Annotated in this window: 12 protein-coding genes and 1 CRISPR repeat array; of the genes, 3 read left to right on the forward strand and 9 right to left on the reverse strand. The window is 47.0% G+C overall.

Annotated features, from left to right (window positions below; genetic code table 11):
* Window positions 1-103: 103 nt before the first annotated feature.
* Window positions 104-4,187: direct repeats of the CRISPR family, unit length 37 nt; unit sequence GTTTCAATCCCTGATAGGGATTTAGGGTTTTTGCGGC.
* 279 nt (window positions 4,188-4,466) lie between these two features.
* The 7 genes from JGK16_RS28855 to JGK16_RS28885 form a co-directional block, all read right to left on the reverse strand.
* On the reverse strand, window positions 4,467-6,578 hold the full coding sequence (locus tag JGK16_RS28855; RefSeq protein WP_293193438.1) for a DNA-binding protein: 2,112 nt from the start codon (window positions 6,576-6,578) through the stop codon (window positions 4,467-4,469).
* A 346-nt stretch (window positions 6,579-6,924) separates the two neighbouring features.
* Window positions 6,925-7,620 carry a Uma2 family endonuclease gene (locus tag JGK16_RS28860; protein WP_293186262.1) on the reverse strand — a complete coding sequence of 232 codons (696 nt, stop codon included), beginning with the start codon at window positions 7,618-7,620 and terminating at the stop codon, window positions 6,925-6,927.
* A gap of 159 nt (window positions 7,621-7,779) precedes the next feature.
* Window positions 7,780-8,772, reverse strand: a complete 993-nt coding sequence (locus JGK16_RS28865; RefSeq protein WP_293193437.1) for a ribonuclease III domain-containing protein — start codon at window positions 8,770-8,772, stop codon at window positions 7,780-7,782.
* Between the two features lie 672 nt (window positions 8,773-9,444).
* Window positions 9,445-10,137, reverse strand: a complete 693-nt coding sequence (locus JGK16_RS28870; protein WP_293186266.1) for a hypothetical protein — start codon at window positions 10,135-10,137, stop codon at window positions 9,445-9,447.
* Window positions 10,138-10,328: 191 nt separating this feature from the next.
* On the reverse strand, window positions 10,329-11,111 hold the full coding sequence (locus JGK16_RS28875) for a PP2C family serine/threonine-protein phosphatase (protein ID WP_293186267.1): 783 nt from the start codon (window positions 11,109-11,111) through the stop codon (window positions 10,329-10,331).
* 82 nt (window positions 11,112-11,193) lie between these two features.
* Window positions 11,194-11,457, reverse strand: a complete 264-nt coding sequence (locus JGK16_RS28880) for a hypothetical protein (protein ID WP_293203551.1) — start codon at window positions 11,455-11,457, stop codon at window positions 11,194-11,196.
* Window positions 11,411-12,073, reverse strand: a complete 663-nt coding sequence (locus JGK16_RS28885) for a VWA domain-containing protein (protein WP_293186269.1) — start codon at window positions 12,071-12,073, stop codon at window positions 11,411-11,413. The genes JGK16_RS28880 and JGK16_RS28885 overlap by 47 nt, the downstream gene beginning before the upstream one ends.
* A 297-nt stretch (window positions 12,074-12,370) precedes the next feature.
* Here JGK16_RS28885 and JGK16_RS28890 point away from each other — a divergent pair, with 297 nt between their 5' ends.
* Complete coding sequence (locus tag JGK16_RS28890; protein ID WP_293186270.1) at window positions 12,371-12,973, forward strand: Uma2 family endonuclease; 603 nt, start codon at window positions 12,371-12,373, stop codon at window positions 12,971-12,973.
* A gap of 52 nt (window positions 12,974-13,025) precedes the next feature.
* A complete protein-coding gene (locus tag JGK16_RS28895; protein ID WP_293186272.1) occupies window positions 13,026-13,265 on the forward strand; it encodes a DUF6737 family protein in 240 nt (79 codons plus the stop codon).
* Window positions 13,266-13,500: 235 nt separating this feature from the next.
* On the opposite strand, the gene carB is transcribed toward JGK16_RS28895, so the two are convergent.
* A complete protein-coding gene (gene carB, locus JGK16_RS28900) occupies window positions 13,501-16,812 on the reverse strand; it encodes a carbamoyl-phosphate synthase large subunit (RefSeq protein WP_293186274.1) in 3,312 nt (1,103 codons plus the stop codon).
* Window positions 16,813-16,946: 134 nt separating this feature from the next.
* Here carB and JGK16_RS28905 point away from each other — a divergent pair, with 134 nt between their 5' ends.
* On the forward strand, window positions 16,947-17,093 hold the full coding sequence (locus JGK16_RS28905; RefSeq protein ID WP_293193436.1) for a hypothetical protein: 147 nt from the start codon (window positions 16,947-16,949) through the stop codon (window positions 17,091-17,093).
* 333 nt (window positions 17,094-17,426) lie between these two features.
* Here the strand turns inward: JGK16_RS28905 and JGK16_RS28910 are convergent, their stop codons facing one another.
* Window positions 17,427-17,567: a hypothetical protein gene (locus JGK16_RS28910; protein WP_293186273.1), complete on the reverse strand. Its 141-nt coding sequence runs from the start codon at window positions 17,565-17,567 to the stop codon at window positions 17,427-17,429.
* Window positions 17,568-17,723: the final 156 nt, after the last annotated feature.

Below are 17,723 nucleotides of genomic sequence, written 5' to 3' on the forward strand. Positions count from 1 at the left end.
ATCTTGACTCCAGGCAAGTCTAATATATAGTCTAAATAAAAGTCCATGACAGTAAATGTATTGTTTGTTACATTATACACCATAAAGTCAGGAGAGCCCGGATGTTTCAATCCCTGATAGGGATTTAGGGTTTTTGCGGCTTTGGCAAACTCAAGTTCAGTCGAATCTTTTGGCGAGTTTCAATCCCTGATAGGGATTTAGGGTTTTTGCGGCGGTGGCATGGTTGCGACAGCACAAGAATTTATTGTTTCAATCCCTGATAGGGATTTAGGGTTTTTGCGGCGCTTAAAATCCTGTATCTTCGTCGCTAAGATTTTGTTTCAATCCCTGATAGGGATTTAGGGTTTTTGCGGCCAAGTGTTCGCCTGCTTTCAACTGTCCCTGCACGTTTCAATCCCTGATAGGGATTTAGGGTTTTTGCGGCGCCCAAGGCCGTTTGAACATAGAAGAAGCCCAGGTTTCAATCCCTGATAGGGATTTAGGGTTTTTGCGGCACAACACCGTTGAGTTCAAGCGCTATCCGTCTCGTTTCAATCCCTGATAGGGATTTAGGGTTTTTGCGGCTCAAAGGAATTGCTTTTGCTTCGAGAAGTCGAAGTTTCAATCCCTGATAGGGATTTAGGGTTTTTGCGGCGAAAATAAAATCAATTATAAATCCGGATCATTGGTTTCAATCCCTGATAGGGATTTAGGGTTTTTGCGGCTTTCGAGTATACATCTGAACAACTAGCGAAGATTTCTGATATGTTTCAATCCCTGATAGGGATTTAGGGTTTTTGCGGCAAGTCAAAGAGTTGATAGTGATTCCTATTCTTATCGTTTCAATCCCTGATAGGGATTTAGGGTTTTTGCGGCGCAATTTGGTCACATCATTGTGCTGACTGGTTACGTTTCAATCCCTGATAGGGATTTAGGGTTTTTGCGGCCTCCCTGGTTCGACTCTTCGATAGTCGTCGAATCGCTACGTTTCAATCCCTGATAGGGATTTAGGGTTTTTGCGGCTTTGCGGAAATTTGCCTTAAATATTAAAAATAATTTGTTTCAATCCCTGATAGGGATTTAGGGTTTTTGCGGCTCGAATACTTTTCTTCTTGTTCGCACAACGACCGTTTCAATCCCTGATAGGGATTTAGGGTTTTTGCGGCAGCCCTTTCCCCGTCGGCACTGGCCGAATTAGCCGGGGTTTCAATCCCTGATAGGGATTTAGGGTTTTTGCGGCAGCGCATAAGCTTCTTTGCGGGATGGTACCAATTGTTTCAATCCCTGATAGGGATTTAGGGTTTTTGCGGCGCGGGGGAGTCAACTCCGTCTCGCTTAATGCTAGCCAGCTAAGGATATTGTTTCAATCCCTGATAGGGATTTAGGGTTTTTGCGGCGCCATTGTCAGACGCTGAAATCGAAAAAATATTAAATGTTTCAATCCCTGATAGGGATTTAGGGTTTTTGCGGCGTGATTCGAGTAGCCTGCTATCTCGATTCAGTACCTCCGTTTCAATCCCTGATAGGGATTTAGGGTTTTTGCGGCTTGTCTGACAAATCAGTTATTTTCTTCGCCCTTGATGGGTTTCAATCCCTGATAGGGATTTAGGGTTTTTGCGGCCCCGATTGCCATCCAATTACCTCGATTAGCAAGGTGGTTTCAATCCCTGATAGGGATTTAGGGTTTTTGCGGCTCTTTCCGGGGACTGGACAAGAAAAATAGAGTGTTTCAATCCCTGATAGGGATTTAGGGTTTTTGCGGCTCGCTTCGGTCGGTTCAATGCGGCTGTTCCCCCGAGTACGTGTTTCAATCCCTGATAGGGATTTAGGGTTTTTGCGGCAAGAAACTCGTCAATTACTAACCCTCTACCTATCAGGGTTTCAATCCCTGATAGGGATTTAGGGTTTTTGCGGCGCCGATCAGCGACCCCAGACAAGCGAATCGAACTCAGTTTCAATCCCTGATAGGGATTTAGGGTTTTTGCGGCGCGCTTCCAAAATCAAATCCGGTGTGCGTGCGGAGTTTCAATCCCTGATAGGGATTTAGGGTTTTTGCGGCCTGAGCCGTATGGGACGGAATGCCAACAATGTGGCCACCAAGGTTTCAATCCCTGATAGGGATTTAGGGTTTTTGCGGCGCGATCGCCTGGGATACTTCAGAATCCCAGGCTGTTTCAATCCCTGATAGGGATTTAGGGTTTTTGCGGCAATACAAAACCGTTGCTTACCTGCATTTTTGTGTGTTTCAATCCCTGATAGGGATTTAGGGTTTTTGCGGCTTGCAAAATCAAAGCTGTATCTAATTTGCACCCCGGTGTTTCAATCCCTGATAGGGATTTAGGGTTTTTGCGGCATTAGTCAAGTCACTATCAGAGAAGTTACTACTCAAAGTTTCAATCCCTGATAGGGATTTAGGGTTTTTGCGGCTATTAGTGATAGCAATAACGCCGCTGCATCCGCTTCTAGTTTCAATCCCTGATAGGGATTTAGGGTTTTTGCGGCGCTGGGTCGATGGGATGTTGCAGAGGAAATTCGGGTTTCAATCCCTGATAGGGATTTAGGGTTTTTGCGGCGAAAATTGCTTTAATTTTTGCGCCCATTCGATCGATGTCGGATTGTTTCAATCCCTGATAGGGATTTAGGGTTTTTGCGGCAGCAGGATCGATCGCAATTCCACCTCTTGCTCCAGTTTCAATCCCTGATAGGGATTTAGGGTTTTTGCGGCGCGTAACCGGTGCTGGTGAGGTGGAAAATGACTTATGTTTCAATCCCTGATAGGGATTTAGGGTTTTTGCGGCTGTGAATCTTTATATCTCCTTTGGCGCCTGGAATTAATAGTTTCAATCCCTGATAGGGATTTAGGGTTTTTGCGGCTCCCCGCTGTTGCGACTTGCCGATTTCCTCTGCCGTATCGAAGTTTCAATCCCTGATAGGGATTTAGGGTTTTTGCGGCCTGCCTCCACTTCTGGAATCTCCAATTCCGATGCCAAACCGGGTTTCAATCCCTGATAGGGATTTAGGGTTTTTGCGGCGCCGCGTATGCAATCGAGAAGTCCTTCATTGGCACGACGGGTTTCAATCCCTGATAGGGATTTAGGGTTTTTGCGGCTGGAGGGCAATTCGTTTAGTTTCTCACCCACTAAATTTGTTTCAATCCCTGATAGGGATTTAGGGTTTTTGCGGCTCTGAATGCGGTGGTGGAAATTGACAGATCTCACACCCGTTTCAATCCCTGATAGGGATTTAGGGTTTTTGCGGCATAGATTGGCTTGGATGGGTATCCAGAATTCAGAAATGTTTCAATCCCTGATAGGGATTTAGGGTTTTTGCGGCGCGGCTTTTGAATAGCCTGCCTGGGCTGAATTTTGATTGTTTCAATCCCTGATAGGGATTTAGGGTTTTTGCGGCGACAAGCATCACGATGGTAAATAAAATTCTAGATTTGTTTCAATCCCTGATAGGGATTTAGGGTTTTTGCGGCTTTGGAACAGTTTTCAGTTGCGATTGCAAGTGAAAAGTTTCAATCCCTGATAGGGATTTAGGGTTTTTGCGGCGTTAGAAGCATTTACGTATTTCTGCTGGTTTAGTAAAGTTTCAATCCCTGATAGGGATTTAGGGTTTTTGCGGCGCCATTTCTAGAGTATATGGAAAAAATCCAAGTTTCAATCCCTGATAGGGATTTAGGGTTTTTGCGGCATGGATAAAGCACATCAAAGCGAGGTAATTATGGAAGTTTCAATCCCTGATAGGGATTTAGGGTTTTTGCGGCAATCAGCAGGTTTTACGTGAATCCTGATGAAAAGTTTCAATCCCTGATAGGGATTTAGGGTTTTTGCGGCTAGTTGCAGTTAGATTTGCGATCGGAGTCAAAAGTTCGTTTCAATCCCTGATAGGGATTTAGGGTTTTTGCGGCTTTGGCAAATACCTCGCTGCAAGGTTCGCAGAATTCATGTTTCAATCCCTGATAGGGATTTAGGGTTTTTGCGGCCATTCAAATTCCCTGTAAAAATCTTGGGCAAAAGGTTTCAATCCCTGATAGGGATTTAGGGTTTTTGCGGCACACTGGGATGAGTAGATTTGATAAAATTATCCAATGTTTCAATCCCTGATAGGGATTTAGGGTTTTTGCGGCCGATCGCGGGGCAGCCTTTACCTCGCCGCCCAGAAAAATGTTTCAATCCCTGATAGGGATTTAGGGTTTTTGCGGCCGCCCGTTCCAGAAGCCTTGCGGTATTTGGTTTTCAAGGTTCAGTTCCGTGAATCTAAAACAAAAGTACCATTTCAGCCTTCGACTTGTCAATATCCAATTTTTCATATTCACTCCAAACCCTTATCCCATAATACTTTCAGATTTTCCGTGAATCGTTTCTTGAGACAGAGAGCCTCAAACTCTTGCACCACACACATTGTAGCCCCAAAATTTAACACCTCAATTTTAACACCTACCCATTCACGGATTTTCCAGCCAAAAACACACATCAACCAAATCACCACTTGCCCAACGCGCCCCAAACAGCACCCGAAATTACCCCCCAAATCGCCCCCAAACCAGCCCCCACGATCGCACCTACGACAGGGGCCAACTGCACCGACACCCCACCGCCCAGAGTCGGAAATATCGCACAAACCCCCGCCCCCAACACCGCACCTGCAAAAGTCGCCAAAAAACTCCCCCAAATCGCACCCAAAGCCGCACCCCGAATTCCCGAAGGCTGAAACGACACCGGCAGCTTCGGCGCAAACCCGCAAACACCCAACAAACTCCCAGAAACTAAACCTCCAATCGCACCCACACCCGCCGCCACAATTGCCACACCCAGCAACAAACCCCCAAACTCGATCGTCGGCCGCATCTGCCCGTTATATTGCTGCCAAACCACCAACCCAGCCCCCAGCAAAACACCAGCCAAAGTTCCTAAAAACGCTCCCCAAACCGCCCCCAAAAATGCTCCCCGCCGGCCCCACACCCTCCCCACCGGCAGTGCCAGAGGAGGCGAAAAAGCCGCCCAAATACAGCCCCAGACAGTACCAATCCCCGCGCCCGACAAAATCCCTTGCCCGATCGCCCGATTATCACTAATCGCCCCAAACACCACACCGCTGATCGCAGCCAAAAAGAAAGCCCCCCAGAGAGTCCCCAGCAAAACTCCCCCCCACTTCCGCCAAATCTGGTTCGGCGACAAAGTAAAAATGCCCCACATCATCCCAAAAAAACTGCCCCAAATCGAACCGACAAAAATTGCCCCCAAAATCGCGCCGCCGCCCTCCGCGATCGCCGAAAAAATCCCCGCCACCGCCGCCAAACACAAAGTACCCCAAACACCACCCCAAGCAGCATCCTGAACAATCCGCTCAAACTTGCTAGGGGGAATCTGAGGCGCCGGAGTCCGACTCCGAGAAGGAATCGGTAGCATCGGCATTTGATAGTTGCCCAGTTGGCGCGGCAGCCCCGTCGAGGGCTGTTGTCGGCGCACTGCGGTCTCCCTCACGACGGGTGGTGGTTGGGGCTTTTTACGCTTGGTTTTGGCGGGCTGCAAGTGCAATCCGTTGCTGACTGCCTGCCGCGAAGGAAACGGATCGCGACCTTTGAGGAGTTTTGCCCGATCGCACCAAGGGCACCGACTCAGATGATTTCCGTATTTGTGCTGAGTGTTTTTGCTGCAAGTAAGTAGAGAATCTTCCGCTTCCCGAATCGCATTCACCCAAGTTTTCGCATCCGGGCGCGCCGACGGATTCCGGTGCCCTTCCTCAAAACAGCGGATAAACATCTGTCGCAGCCGGGGATGCAGCATCTCGAAAGATGGCGCTGCGGGCATCGGGCGGTAGGGTATCCGCTTGGTACCGCTGGGGAAATGGCCCGATCGAATTCTCGCCTCCAAAGACGGCGGTTCGTCGCTACCGAGATACACTCCCGAAAACGGGTGCGTACCTTCCATTAACAATTGAAAAATTAATACCCCCAAACCGAACAAATCGTGCTCTGGGGCTCGATCGATATCGCGGAAAGTCTGGCCCTGCAATTCCGGCGGAGTAAACTCGGGTTTCCCCACGGGACACCGATAAACGTAACCTGTATAAGGATCGCGCACTTGAAACGAATCGGTGTCTACCAGCGTTACTAAAGCCGTATCCGTGACAAGAATATTCGACTCGTTGACATCTCCAATGACGTAACCCCTGACGTGGAGGGCATTTACAGCCGAAGCGAGGTTTCTGGCGGTGCGGTGGAGGTAAAGATAGTTAAATAGGGGTTTTTGTTCGCGCCTGGTTTTGGGAGTGTAGAAAGTGTGTACCGGCAGCACTTTCTTGACGCGCGGCATCACAAAACCGACGATTTTTTCGCGCCCGCCGACAGTATGCAGCAAATCGAGAGGCCAAGCAATTGAGGCGTGTCCCGGTTCCGCGATCGGCGCATCCGGCGGCATACTGAACATGACTGTGAGTTTGTCGCCGTCTTCGTCTGTCGGTTTGTGGTAGATTTTTGCTACCAGGGACGAGTCTTTGGCGATCGGGTAGATGCGACCTTGACCGCCACTGGCGATCGCGCTGTTGGTGTCGATCGCAATCAGTTGTCCGCTAAATTGGCGTTGCAACTGCATAGAATTCCGTTAGGGGATAGAGGATTAGTCATCAGTTGACAGTTGACAGTTGACAGTTGACAGTTAACAGCTATCTTTTCCGTCGATAGAAGAGGATTGGAGTGTTGACAGTTGACAGCTACCCATAGCCGTCGATAGAAGAGGATTTGATTTCCCCCTAAACGGGAAGGCTTCAGCCCCAATTTTCATGCGTGAATTTTAGATCTGAGATTTTAGATTGAAGAAAGCGACCCCACTGATAAACCGATAATTCTATTTTATTGTGGGATGGGCATCATGCCCGTCCTGAAAAACTCAGCAACAGGCAAGATGCCTGTTCCACCATAGTTCAATTTTGCAATTGTGGTTACAGTCGATCGGGCTCTATTCCCATGTCTCGGAGTCTTAATTCTAAGGCTTGCGATCGCGATCGTTCTTGTTCCAGCAGCATTTCTGCCTGTTCGGCCCGCGCCTCGGCTTGCTGTCGCAGTCGATCGAGTTCCACAAAATTCATAAACGGTTCTTGGTTAGCCCCGAACATTTCGAGTCCTGTTTGAGATAATTGAAACCGCACTCCCAGTCTCGGACTGATCCAGCCGTCCATTTGTTCGATCGCTTCAAATTGTGACTCAACCTGCAACCATCCTGTCAGTTCTAAAGTTTGCGGGTTGTACAAATAGTATTCTTCCACACCGTAGCGTTCGTAAAATTGAAATTTTTGAATCATCGGAGTCAGACGATTTCCCGGCGACCAAATTTCAAAGGCGACTTGCGGTGCAATATTACCTTCGTTCCACTGTTGGTAAGAACCTCGATATCCTTTGGGGATGCCAAAAACTGCCATCACATCTGGCGCTTGGCATAGTTTATTATTTCCTTCCACCGGATACCACAGCAAGTCACCCGCTACAAAAACATTCTGGTCATTTGCAAACAGCAATTCTAAGTTTTCTTTAATCCAAACAATTAATCGAAACTGATCTGTATTGTTTGACATCGGTTCGCCGTTATCGTCGGGGTAGATGACATTTGATTTTTCGGGAGATTGCAGTTGTGTAACCATTGCTGTTTTCCCATTCTTTTTAATGAGTTGATTTTAGTTTAACCGATAAAATTGGGTCTGAAGCCTCCCCGTTTAGGGGGAAATCAAAGAAAATGATTCATTGCTCCAATCCTCTTCTATCCACACAAGAGGTAGCTGTCAACTGTCAACTGTCAACTGTCAACTGATGAACCGATCGCCTGTTTCGTCTTCCAGTTCGTCAACTGCGGTTTTGATGAAGTTATCCACCAACCAGTCGCGGGTGCGCGAGAAATTGCTCTCCAATTCCAGGTAATGACTGCCTAATTTTGCCTTAAAGTCTTTGGGAAAAATCTCTTTGGCGGCTAACAGATTTTTCCAGCGGGTTAACTGGCTGCTGTTGCGATCGGGAAAGCGGTTGTACAAATAGTCGATCGCGATCGCCTCTAGAATGTCCGCACCCAAGATTTCCCGCCGTTTTAGCTCGTTTAAGAGCGTACTTTTCGACTGCTGAGTTAGATCTAAGTGTTCGCCCATCGTTCCTTCGATCGACTGCTGGATCAGCCAGTTACCCGCACGCAAAAAATCGCGATCGAATTCCAAGTAAATCGCCCCCGACAAAGCCTCAAAAATCTGGGCTAAAAATTTATTGTACTCGCTTTGTTCTGTTGCTTTCCCGCTGGCGGCTCCCCGACAGAGTTCGTTCAATTTCAGATTTTCGGCAAATTCCGAGAGTTTTTGACTGTCTGCTAAACGAGCTTTTAAGGTTGAAATCGCATCGCAGTCGAGTTCGGGATATTCGCGGTACAGGTAATCGGTAACAACAGCACCGAAAATCGCTCCGCCTAAGAGTGAAAGCCGTTTTTGCTTCACATCTTCCCCAGCCGGAGACTCCTCCGGGCGATCGCAGCGGCTGCTCAAGGCCGTTTCCAGCAGTTCGGTTTGCCCAAAGTCCGAAATGCCGATCGCTACTTTGACTGCTTCAATATCTACCTGTTTAAATTTTATCTGCTCTAATTCTTCTTCACATTTTGCCCACTTTTCCAACCAATCACCGCCAGCATTTTCCACATACAAATCAACAAAATCCACCCCGTGGTGCATCCAATCATCCTGCATTTTTCGGGCAGATTCTAGTTCTTCAAAGACTTTTTGTAAATTGCTTTCAACGGTGCTTGTACCTTTTACTGTCATAGTATTGATTTTGATGTAATTTGATTTTATTCCAACAATTTCAGCGCACTTCAATCTAATCTCAATTCAATTTATACCCAGTTGCTAGTTATTTTACCTGAAAGAATTGGTTTAAAGCCCCAAGCCCGATCGGGAGGAATTAAGAGAAGACTATTCATTACTCCAATCCTCTTCCTTATGATTGTCAAATGCCCTCAAGCGGTCAACTGTCAATTGTCAACTGAATGAATAGATTGATTGTTTCGGTAAATTTTCCCATTTCTCAGCCAAGAATTCCGGAGAACCTCTATCTTTCACAGGCAGCCATCGGGCCGTGCACCTTACGGCTATTGATTGCTGCGGTAAATCTTCCCGTTGCTGGGCCAGGAATTACGCAGAACCTCTATCTTTTGTAGGGTGCGAATTACACACCTTACCGCTATTGATTGCTGCCGTAAATCTTCTCGTTGTTTAGCATTCGTATCAATTACCTGTTTCCGCACTTTGCCATATCCCCCCGGGAAACAGAGAATGGGAGGAAAAATCTTGGCGTAGCCTTCGGGCCCAATGGAAGCGGGCTGATGATTAAGTTGGTGGCATTGTCTAAAATTCTGCAATATGCGAGTTATTCAAAATTTCTTGTTCACCGAATTTTGAGCAGTCGAACTATTCTCAGCAGCAGATCGGGTGAATTTATGGGAATTTGAGGTAGCGACCTGCGGGCAAATTATCACTATTATATAATGCAATGTTAACTAACTGGTTCAGGAAATTTGCATCTTTTGTATCATAACTTAAAAATAGTCCTCTGTCAATCCCCCAACCTCGAAGAGTTTGTTGCCAATTTTCATATTTTTGTTGAGAAAATTCATCAGAAAGAGTAGTGACTTGAATGCACAGGGGCTGCTGTTGGCGGTTGCTGACGATCGAATCGGTAGCCATAGAAAGATCTGCTACATAGCGATACAAAACACTGCCTTGGCGTTCGACTATCCGGGCGGCGATCGCACGAATGACGCGATCGTCAGCCGGATCGAATTTACCCGCCTTGAGTTTTTGTTTCCAGATGTAAAATTTGCGATCGTTTTCACTCAGCCATTTAGGAAATAGATAGCCGTACCAATACCTTTCGCCCGGAGTCATTGACTCAAACGCCGTTTCTCGATCTCTTTCCGAAGATAGGGATTGAAGCGCCAGCCAAACCTGAGAATCTCGCATAAGCTGTAGCAAAAAAGCCAGCACAAATTTCTTAGCAGTTAGCGAACCGGGTTTGACATCTTTCACCCAGCGATTGATTTCATCCAATCTTCTCGCCAAACTCGGATCTATAAGATCTGCTTCGCTAATTAGGGAGTTGAGCTTATCCTTAATCTCTTGTGCTTGCAAGTGACGACCTACTGTACAGATTAAACCAGAATTGTTGACACCTCGATTTTATTATAGAAGCGCACCAAATTTTCGCCGCTCATTCATTTGAAGCGATTAGACTTGTTGCCAAATTCAGAATCGGGAATTTTTTACCGCAGATAAATGCCGATTGACGCAGATGGATGTTGGCTTTTTCAATATGTTTATTTTTAATTGTCCTGTGCCTCCGAACTCGAAAAAGTTGCTAACAATAATGTTAAGTCATCATCGGTGCGATCGCACACGCGGGGCGATCGCAAAAACGACTCTAATTGCTCTTTTGCATCCGCATCTTCCTTCGCCGTGCCCGAAAACCGAAACAAAGGTGCAAAAAACGGCCCGTGGGGCGTACCTTCCGGGATTTTGAGAGCGAGCATTTGCAAGCCGTCGGAAAACACAGCCAAGTGCCGCAGGGGTTCCCGCATTACCTGAAATTGCGCTGTTTCGATCGCATTTGGCGAAATCAAAAATATGGTTTCATTGATATATTCACCGCAGGGAGGTATCGTAAGGGCGATCGCATTTCCCGCACTATCGCCCGCCACCGCCGCACCATCGCCAATTTGAGCAACCGCGATCAATTCCGGCGTAGCCACAACCGCAATTAAAGTGCAAGCTAAATCCCTCGCCGCCACTTCCCGGGTTGCAGCTTCCGCTTCCACAGCCGCCCGCGCAACTTGCAGGGATGCTGTGAAAAATACCTGCCATTCCTCGTCACTTTCAGGCTGCAAATCCTGTTGACAAATCGTTTCCACAACCGCTTCCACAGCAATTTTTGCCCCCACTTCTGCCAGTGCAGCCGAACCCGCGCCGTCAGCTACCGCTGCTACCAAAACACCGTTAGACAAGACGCGCCAACAGTGGGCATCTTGACAGGGTTGCGATCGTTTTTCGTGGCTCGTACCAGTCACCGATGCGGCTACAACTTGCCAATTAAATAATGAATTATCCATTAATAACTCTTGTATTCAAAACTTCGTAAATTCAAAACTATGGAAATTTATTGGGAGCATCTCATTGTTGTAAAAAGCATTTTTATGTAGTAGTGCGAGCGTCCCCGCTCGCTTCTATAACCAAGCGATCGTCCCCGCTCGCTTCTATAACCAAGCGAGCGGGGACGCTCGCTTCTATAACCAAGCGAGCGGGGACGCTCGCACTTTTAAAGCAAAATTGAGATTCTCCCAATTCATTGTAAGCACTTCGCACCTTACCAATGACTGATGCAAACTGCCAACTGCAAACTGCCAACTGACTAAACAGTTCCCCATCCGGGCGGTGGAAGTGCGACTTGTTCGTCAATTTTTGAGTGAGAAACTCTCTGCATACTAGCCGACAGCCAAATGAACATCTCTCGAAAGTCTAATCCTTTTAATTTTACAGGAGTGCGATCGACAATTTCCGCGAGACGGGAGATATTCGCACCTTCCACACCGACTGCAAAAAAAGCCACGCGCTTGTTAGTTTCTTCCTCTTTGATCCGCTGTGCTGCGATTTCCACAACATCGTCCGATTCGCCTTGAGGTTCGCCGTCGGTAATCATAAATACCCACGGGCGGTAATAGGTAATGCCGTTGTTGCGGTATTCGGATTTGCGGGCTGCAATGGTGTCTAGTGCTAGCTGAATGCCGGCGCCCATGTGGGTTTGTCCTTGGGCTGTCAGCAGCGGTGTCTCGAACTGATCGGCGGTCACGAAGTCTTGCACGACTTTGATATTATTGTCAAAGGAAATAATTGCGACTTCGACTCGCTTTTTAGCTAGTTCATCTTTAATTAAGTCATTCCTAAAAACTTCCAGCCCCTCATTCAAAGCGTCTATGGGTGCGCCTTGCATGGAGCCGGAGGTGTCCAGCAGGAGGACGCAGGGACACCGTGGCTCTGGGTTTTCGGCAAATTCTACGGCTTCGTCTAGTCTCATGGTTCAGGATTGACCTTGGAGTGGCTCGGTTTTTAGCATTGTCACTTTACTGTATCAAGTCAGTAACATATTTAAATGCAACTTGCTAGGGCGATCGCATTTTACCATTTTCGTGAAATATCAGCGTCAAATATTTAGTGTCAAATATCAGAAGGGTGATTCACGCTCCCGATAGCTTCGCTTCACGATCTTTTGTTCGTCCCCGCTCATCCGCCTTCATCTGCGGTCAAAAAAACAAATTCATTCTTGTCTGTGCTAGTATAGACTAATAGTATTCCTGCAAAATAAGGATATCTTATGATTGCAACAGTCACAGAAAAGTTGACCTTTGACCAATTTCTTGTAGAATGTCCCGAAGATGGACTCTATGAACTGGTAAATGGAGAAATTGTCGAAATAATTTCAACCCGAAATCATATTGATGTTGCCGGCTACATCCGTGACTCTTTTTACGCTCAAATCAAAAATCTGAGCTTAAATTATGTAGTGACAAGCCAAACAGCTATCAGAACTGTAAATAAAGCTGGAGTAGAACAAGGGCGGAGACCCGATGTCAGTGTAATCGATCGCGATTTGTGGCGATATGACCGCTCGGCTTATGCTGCCTTGCGCGAACCAATTCAGTTGGCGGTGGAGGTAACATCAATGAATTGGAATGTCGATTATATTCACAAATTTGATGAGTATCAGCGTCTCGGAATTTCAGAATATTGGGTTGTGGATTATTTGGGAATTGCTAGCTCAAAATTCATCGGAAAGCCGAAAGTTGCGACTGTATTTGTCCACCTTTTGGATGCAGACGGTAATTATCAAACAACTACGTTTAAGGGCAGCGATCGAATTGTGTCTCGGACTTTTCCAGAATTAACGCTGACAGCAGAACAGGTACTGTATGCTTAAATTAGGTTGATTAGCCTAACTCTGTTATTATCTATAAAAAATCACTGCAAATATGAAAACTGTTTCTGAACAAAAACCTGTTAGTCCTTGGAATTACAAACCTTGGTGGTGTCAGCCTTGGTCGATTCTTTTGACAGGAACAAGTCTAATTTCTGGTAGTTGGTTTTTGCTAAAAACTGTTTGGATAACAGTTTTAGTCGCGATTCCTTTATTGACTTGGATGGGATTTTTCTTGTTGGTTTGGCCGAGGTTGATGCTGTCTAGCGGTGCTTTGGATTCTCATTCAGATTAGGTTTTGGGCGGTGCGTAGATAGATTTCATAACTTACGCCACTTTCAAAAGTATGTTGTTGCGCTTGAGCGCTCTTTTCTATAATAAATAAAAGAGCGCTGAAGCGCAACTACGTACCTATACCGTGTTGCGCTTGAGCGCTCTTTTTTGTCTTATATAAAAGAGCGCTGAAGCGCAACTACGTACCTATACCGTAAATTTACAGCAATGTATGCAGTGCCTACCCTACAATAACTCTACACTTGCGGGTAATAGTCTTGAATTGCTTTCACTTCCATCGGATGCGATTTGAGCGATCGAATTCCCGATGCTGTCGCCTTAGCACCGGCTATTGTGGTAATAATTGGGATTTTGTAAGTCAAAGCTGTGCGACGGATAAAGATGCCGTCAGCGCGGGATTCTTCGCCGGAAGGTGTGGTAATAATTAGTTGGATTTTCTCATTCTTGATCGAATCCAACAAATTTGGCCGCCCTTCGTGCAGCTTCAATTCCAAATCTACGTCTAAACCTTGCTCTCGCAAAACTTTGCGCGTACCGTGGGTTGCGACTATTTTGAAACCCAATTCCAAGAATTCCTTGATTACTGGTACTACTGCTAGTTTATCGCGATCGCGCATCGAAACCAACACAGTTCCAGACTGCGGCATCACTTGGCCAGCACCGAGTTGAGCTTTGGCGAAGGCTTTGCCGAAATCTGTGTCAATTCCCATGACTTCGCCAGTCGATCGCATTTCCGGCCCTAACAATGTATCAGTTCCTGGGAATTTAGCAAACGGTAGCACGGCTTCTTTCACGGAAACGTGAATTGGTATAATCTCTTTAGTAAAACCTAAAGCTTCCAGAGTTTGGCCAGACATGACTCGCGATGCCATTTTGGCTAGGGGAACTCCAATTGCTTTGGATACGAAAGGTACTGTACGAGAAGCGCGCGGGTTAGCTTCCAAAATGAAAACCTGTTCGCCTTGTACCGCAAATTGAATGTTCATCAACCCGATGACTTTCAAGGCTTTGGCTAATTCTATTGTCTGGCGGCGGATTGTGACTAAGGCTGCGTCGGAAAGCGTTTGGTAAGGGATGGAACAAGCCGAGTCGCCGGAGTGGATGCCCGCTTCTTCGATGTGCTCCATAATACCACCGATGGTGACATTGCCAGTCGCATCGGCGATCGCATCTACATCAACCTCGATCGCATTTTCCAAGAACTTGTCAATTAAAATCGGATGATCTGGTTCTACGTGTACTGCATAAGTCATGTAGCGTTCCAATTCCGCATCGGAATAAACAATTTCCATCCCTCGCCCGCCCAACACGTAACTCGGCCGCACAACTACTGGATAACCGATCCGTTGAGCTACTATTAAGGAATCCTGAAAACTACGGGCCAAACCGTTAGCAGCTTGCTGAATATCCAATTCCCGCAGAATCTTTTCAAATCTTTCCCTGTCTTCTGCCGCATCAATAGAATCCGGGGAAGTTCCCCAGATTTTTGTTTGTACGTCGGGGTGATTTTCGAGAGCTTTTTGCAAAGGAATCGCCAATTTCAGCGGCGTTTGTCCGCCAAATTGAATGATTACTCCCTCCGGATTTTCCGCCTCGATGATGTTGAGAACATCTTCTTTGGTTAGCGGTTCAAAATACAGGCGATCGCTCGTATCGTAGTCTGTCGAAACCGTCTCCGGGTTCGAGTTGACCATAATTGTCTCAAACCCATCTTCCCCGAGGGAATAGGAAGCGTGACAGCAACAGTAATCAAACTCAATCCCCTGTCCGATCCGGTTTGGGCCGCCACCTAAAATCATGACTTTGCGCTTAGTAGAAGGCAAAACTTCCGACTCCGGCGCCAGACTGTGGCCGACAGGCGAAATCTTCTTTTCTTCATCGCCCAATTCCCAAATTGCTGCTCCAGCTTCGTAGGTGGAATAGTAATATGGTGTAAAGGCTTCAAACTCGGCCGCGCAGGTATCGACTGTTTTGTAAATCGGGATGACGCCTAACTGTTTGCGGTAGGCGCGGACTTCATCTTCCGATGTTTTTGTAGCGTAAGCAATTTGGCGATCGCTAAATCCCAACTGCTTTATTTCAAACATTGTGTCTTTTGTCAACTGTTTGAGTGCAGTTCGTTTCAAAAACTTCTCGGCTTCCAGCAATTCCTGCATTTTATCCAAAAACCAGGGGTCAATTGCTGTGAGTTCAAAGATGTCTTCCACGGACATTCCCATCATCATCGCGTGGCGGACTGTAAAAATGCGATCGGGATTTGGCGTTCGCAATCCGGCGCGAATTTGTTCCAAACTCGGCAACTTTTCCGGTTTGTCGCATCCGAAACCTGCGCGGCCAGTTTCCAATCCCCGCAGTGCTTTTTGGAAAGATTCGTTGAAGCTGCGCCCGATCGCCATTACCTCTCCTACTGACTTCATTTGCGTTGTCAGAGTCGGTTCGGAACCGGGGAACTTTTCAAAGGCAAATCGGGGAATCTTCGTCACCACATAGTCAATTGTCGGTTCAAAAGACGCGGGAGTTTTCTTGGTAATATCGTTGGAAATTTCGTCTAGGGTGTAACCTACTGCTAATTTTGCCGCCATTTTGGCGATCGGGAAACCTGTTGCTTTCGAGGCCAAGGCGGAGGAACGGGAAACCCGGGGATTCATTTCAATTACAATGAAATCGCCGTTGACTGGATTGACTGCAAATTGAATGTTAGAACCACCTGTTTCTACTCCAATTTCGCGGATAATTTTAACCGAAGCATCGCGCAGGCGCTGATATTCTTTGTCTGTCAGAGTTTGGGCTGGTGCGACGGTAATCGAATCGCCCGTGTGCACGCCCATCGGGTCAAGATTCTCGATCGAACAAATAATCACTACATTATCTGCCAAATCCCGCATCACTTCCAGTTCGTACTCTTTCCAACCGATCAAAGATTGTTCGATCAAAATTTGCGATACCGGACTAGCATCAACACCGCCTTGGGCCATTTCTTCAAACTCTTCTTGATTGTAAGAAATCCCGCCTCCCGTGCCGCCCATTGTAAAAGCCGGACGGATAATTAACGGATAAGTACCGATTTGGTGGCCGATTGCTTTGGCCTCGTCGAGATTGTTAGCAATTCCCGAAGGGCAAACTGCCACACCAATTCGTGCCATCGCTTCCTTAAATAACAGCCGATCTTCGGCCATTTCAATTGCTGGTAATTTAGCGCCAATTAACTCTACATTGTACTTTTCCAGAACACCATTTTTAGCAACGGCAACGGCTAAATTTAGTGCTGTTTGACCGCCCATAGTCGGTAAAATTGCTTGAGGTCTTTCTTTAGCGATGATTTGTTCGAGGATGGCCGGCGTTAGGGGTTCGATGTAAATGCGATCGGCAGTTTCCGGATCGGTCATAATCGTTGCAGGGTTGGAATTCACCAGCACTACTTCGTAACCTTCTTCTCGCAAAGCTTTGCAAGCTTGTGTCCCCGAATAGTCGAACTCGCACGCTTGGCCGATAACAATTGGGCCGGAACCAATCAGGAGAATCTTTTTTAAGTCTTGGCGGCGGGGCATAGGTTCGTAATTGGTAATTGGACAGGATTGATGATAAATTTGATATTTTGCATCATTCTGAGAAACAGGCTCTCTGAGCTGTTCCACCAAAAGCTTACTCAAAACAGTGCAAGTTTTGTTGTTAATTTGAAATTGTGCACCATTATCAGCATTTTGGAAGCGGAACCTCGCGACTCCGGCTGACAGGCGCCGCCAGCGAAGGAGAAATATTGATGGGGAAAGGGCGCAGTCGATCGCTAAATCCAGACTATTTTAAGTGTTGCGGTCAAATCGTGCTGTAATATACACAATCTTGGTCTGGCGCGCGATCGTGGTAGGGACACGGCACTACCCAAGGAGTGTCAACTTAACGTCAAACCCGCAGTCCGATAGTCCGGCAGGGGCTGAAACCCCTGCATCAAAGCGAAAGTCCTCTCAAAGAGGACTCAAGAACTCATTAGTCCTTTTTGAGAGGACTGTCTTCTATTAGCCAGGGACTTGAGTCCCTGGCGGGCTGGCGGGTGGGCGGCAGGAATCTGGCGGGCTAACGGCTTAAGTTGATACCAATGGGTACTACCGTCTCCTGACTGTGGGAAACGGGTAAAATCCACCGGATGGGATGATGAAATTGCCCTCTAAACCGGCCAAGGATGTGACAATCGTACATCCAGCCGTGCAGGGGCGGTAGATGGAGGGAGGACACCGCACCCTGCCGTTTCCCTACCCGCAAACATCGATCGCCCGCTAAGGATGTGACAATCTAAGTTAGCACCCATCTCTCCCCCTCTCCCCCTCTCCCCCTCTCCAACCTACTAGATGAGGGAATGTGCCGAGTATTGTAAAACTTCATTCAGTTTGTAAGCATAAGTAATCAAGCATGGTATTATGTGGTCAGGAGGTTGAGAATGCAGCTAACAGAACGTCACATCATT

The sequence above is a fragment of the Microcoleus sp. PH2017_09_SFU_O_A genome, from assembly GCF_020738625.1.
Classification (GTDB): domain Bacteria; phylum Cyanobacteriota; class Cyanobacteriia; order Cyanobacteriales; family Microcoleaceae; genus Microcoleus.